This is a genomic window from Holospora undulata HU1, from assembly GCF_000388175.3.
GTDB lineage: Bacteria > Pseudomonadota > Alphaproteobacteria > Holosporales > Holosporaceae > Holospora > Holospora undulata_A.
In genome coordinates, this window is sequence record NZ_ARPM03000190.1 from 1 (window position 1) to 2,197 (window position 2,197).

Below are 2,197 nucleotides of genomic sequence, written 5' to 3' on the forward strand. Positions count from 1 at the left end.
TTGGGTGCTACCAAACCTTCCAAAAGAAAGCGGTAGTGTATGGATAATACTACTTTCTATAAAGGAAAAGCTATGCAAAAGATGCTAGAAGATGCCATGGTTTTCTTTATTTGCCTTTTTATTCCCCTGATCTAAATCCAATTGAGAAAAAATGGGCCCAAGCAAAACATATAAGAAGAACTTTAACTTTTTCAATTAATCTCTTATTTCAACTCCTTCTATCATAATCTTTTTATACTGTTTTAGCTATGGTATACTGAAAAAATAATTATTAAATAGTGGAATTGGAAGCCAAAGTATCAAGTTATAAATATATAAATAGGGAGATAAAAAAATCTTCTTTTTTAAAATGCTTTTGGGGTCTTGCTAACGGTTCCTTGCTTTGGCAGAATTATTCATGAAATTTATAAGTGTGGTGTCATGGCAATGAAGATCCAGCTTTTTTCTCACCTTAGAGAGCGAGTGTTGTCTAGTGTCTGGATGACACTTTTTCTCGCGCTACTTTTAGGAATCGTATATTTGTTCCAAGGTTCTCAAAGGATCGCTTACGTGATTTTGTTTGGATTTGTTTTGGGATGCTTAATTGAATGGGGATATGCGTGTTTTATTTCCACGACATGGAAGAAATACTATATATGGCCTTTGGGGAGCGTATTCATTTTAATTGGGGGAATGGCTTTTTTAGAATCTTTTAATACAAAAGGATGGACCAGTTGGATTGTGATCGTGGCAAGTTCTATCTTTACCGATACATTTGCCTACCTTTGTGGGTCTTTGATGAAGGGGCCTAAAATTTTTCCTTCTGTTAGCGCTGCAAAAACTTATTCAGGTGCAATAGGAGGGCTTGCACTGTCCTGTATTTGTACCGTGACGCTGGGAGCTTTTTTGCATCATCCCATTGGTTGGGGAAGTGCGGCGGCTTTAAGTGTTTTTGCTCAATTAGGAGATTTTTTAGAGTCTTGGGCAAAACGTCATCTTGAAATTAAGGATTCTGGAAATTGGATTAAAGGGCACGGTGGGGTAATAGACCGTACAGACAGTTGGTGGATGACGGCAATTGGATATGGAATTGAGCCTTGGATATAATTAATGTTTTCTGAGCTGCACCCATTTATGGATTACGCTTTAGTTTTGGCAAAAAAAGCTGAGCTTCAAGGAGAAGTTCCTGTAGGTGCAGTTTTGGTTTACAACGACAAAATTATTCTTGAAAATCATAACAAGATGCGTCAAAATAACAATCCTTTGGCGCATGCAGAACTTCTTTTACTGCAGGAAGCGTACAGCTTTCTTAAAACGTATTATTTGTCTCAGTGCAGTCTTTTTGTCACTCTCGAGCCTTGTGGTATGTGTGCCACTGCCGTGGCATTGTCGCGATTAAAGGCGGTATATTTTGGTGCTTACGACCCCAAACATGGAGGAATTGAACATGGTGCGCGTGTGTTTGATAAGGAGCAAAATTTTTTTAAACCAAAAACTGTGGTGGCAGGGGTGCGCGCTTATCATTGCGAAAATATTTTAAAGAATTTTTTTTCTTATCGACGGGGGTAAAAAAAGATATGTATTTTTTTCAAATACCATGATTTTTTTATCTTTTAGGGAAGTGGGGTGGCTGTTTTGGGGCATTCTCTTGGTATATATTTCTATTCAAGATGTGTATTATCGTAGTTTTCCTCTCTGGAGTGTGGTCGTTTTAGGAACTATTTCTTTGTGGCTTTGTCCTGCGTGCTTAGGAAATGTATTGGTGTATGCAGGAATTTTTAGTTTTTTTAAAAATTTTGGAAAATGGAAATGGAATAAAACGTATCTTGAGTGGGGAGATGTAGAAATTTTAGCACTGCTGAGCAGTTTAAGTGACAACGTTTCTGAATTTTTTTTGATTTCTGGAATTTTAGGCGCCTTAGGGTGCTTAGTCTTTCGTCAGCACGGCATTCCTTTCGTTCCTTTTATGAGTGTTTCTTGGTGTATTGTGGGGGGAAAGGATTTCATTTTACCCTAGTCTAGGGCCCGTCCTCAATTAAGCCAAAGAATAATTGAAGCCAGGCGAATGGTGCTAAAAAAGTTTACAAACCTTTTATCATAGCGTGTGGCAATGGTGCGGTATTGCTTTAAGTTTAGCCAAGAAATTCTCTGATCAAAGACGGGATTTAAAAAGATATGTACATAATATGAAGGCTTTAAACGGTTCTTTTTAGGGGGG

General features: G+C 37.8%; 4 protein-coding genes and 1 pseudogene. 4 read left to right on the forward strand and 1 reads right to left on the reverse strand.

Going from position 1 to position 2,197, the window contains the following annotated elements; translation table 11 throughout:
* Positions 1 to 110: 110 nt before the first annotated feature.
* From K737_RS12145 to K737_RS05815, 4 genes are all read left to right on the forward strand, one after another.
* A complete protein-coding gene (locus K737_RS12145) occupies positions 111 to 227 on the forward strand; it encodes a hypothetical protein (protein WP_407636458.1) in 117 nt (38 codons plus the stop codon).
* A gap of 136 nt (positions 228 to 363) precedes the next feature.
* Positions 364 to 1,086, forward strand: a complete 723-nt coding sequence (locus K737_RS06925; RefSeq protein WP_006295666.1) for a phosphatidate cytidylyltransferase — start codon at positions 364 to 366, stop codon at positions 1,084 to 1,086.
* Between the two features lie 3 nt (positions 1,087 to 1,089).
* Positions 1,090 to 1,548 carry a nucleoside deaminase gene (locus K737_RS05810; protein WP_006295667.1) on the forward strand — a complete coding sequence of 153 codons (459 nt, stop codon included), beginning with the start codon at positions 1,090 to 1,092 and terminating at the stop codon, positions 1,546 to 1,548.
* 28 nt (positions 1,549 to 1,576) lie between these two features.
* Complete coding sequence (locus tag K737_RS05815; protein WP_006295668.1) at positions 1,577 to 1,996, forward strand: hypothetical protein; 420 nt, start codon at positions 1,577 to 1,579, stop codon at positions 1,994 to 1,996.
* A 14-nt stretch (positions 1,997 to 2,010) separates the two neighbouring features.
* On the opposite strand, the pseudogene K737_RS11255 reads toward K737_RS05815, so the two are convergent.
* Positions 2,011 to 2,197 (reverse strand): annotated as a pseudogene (locus tag K737_RS11255) (IS5 family transposase); the annotation flags it as partial.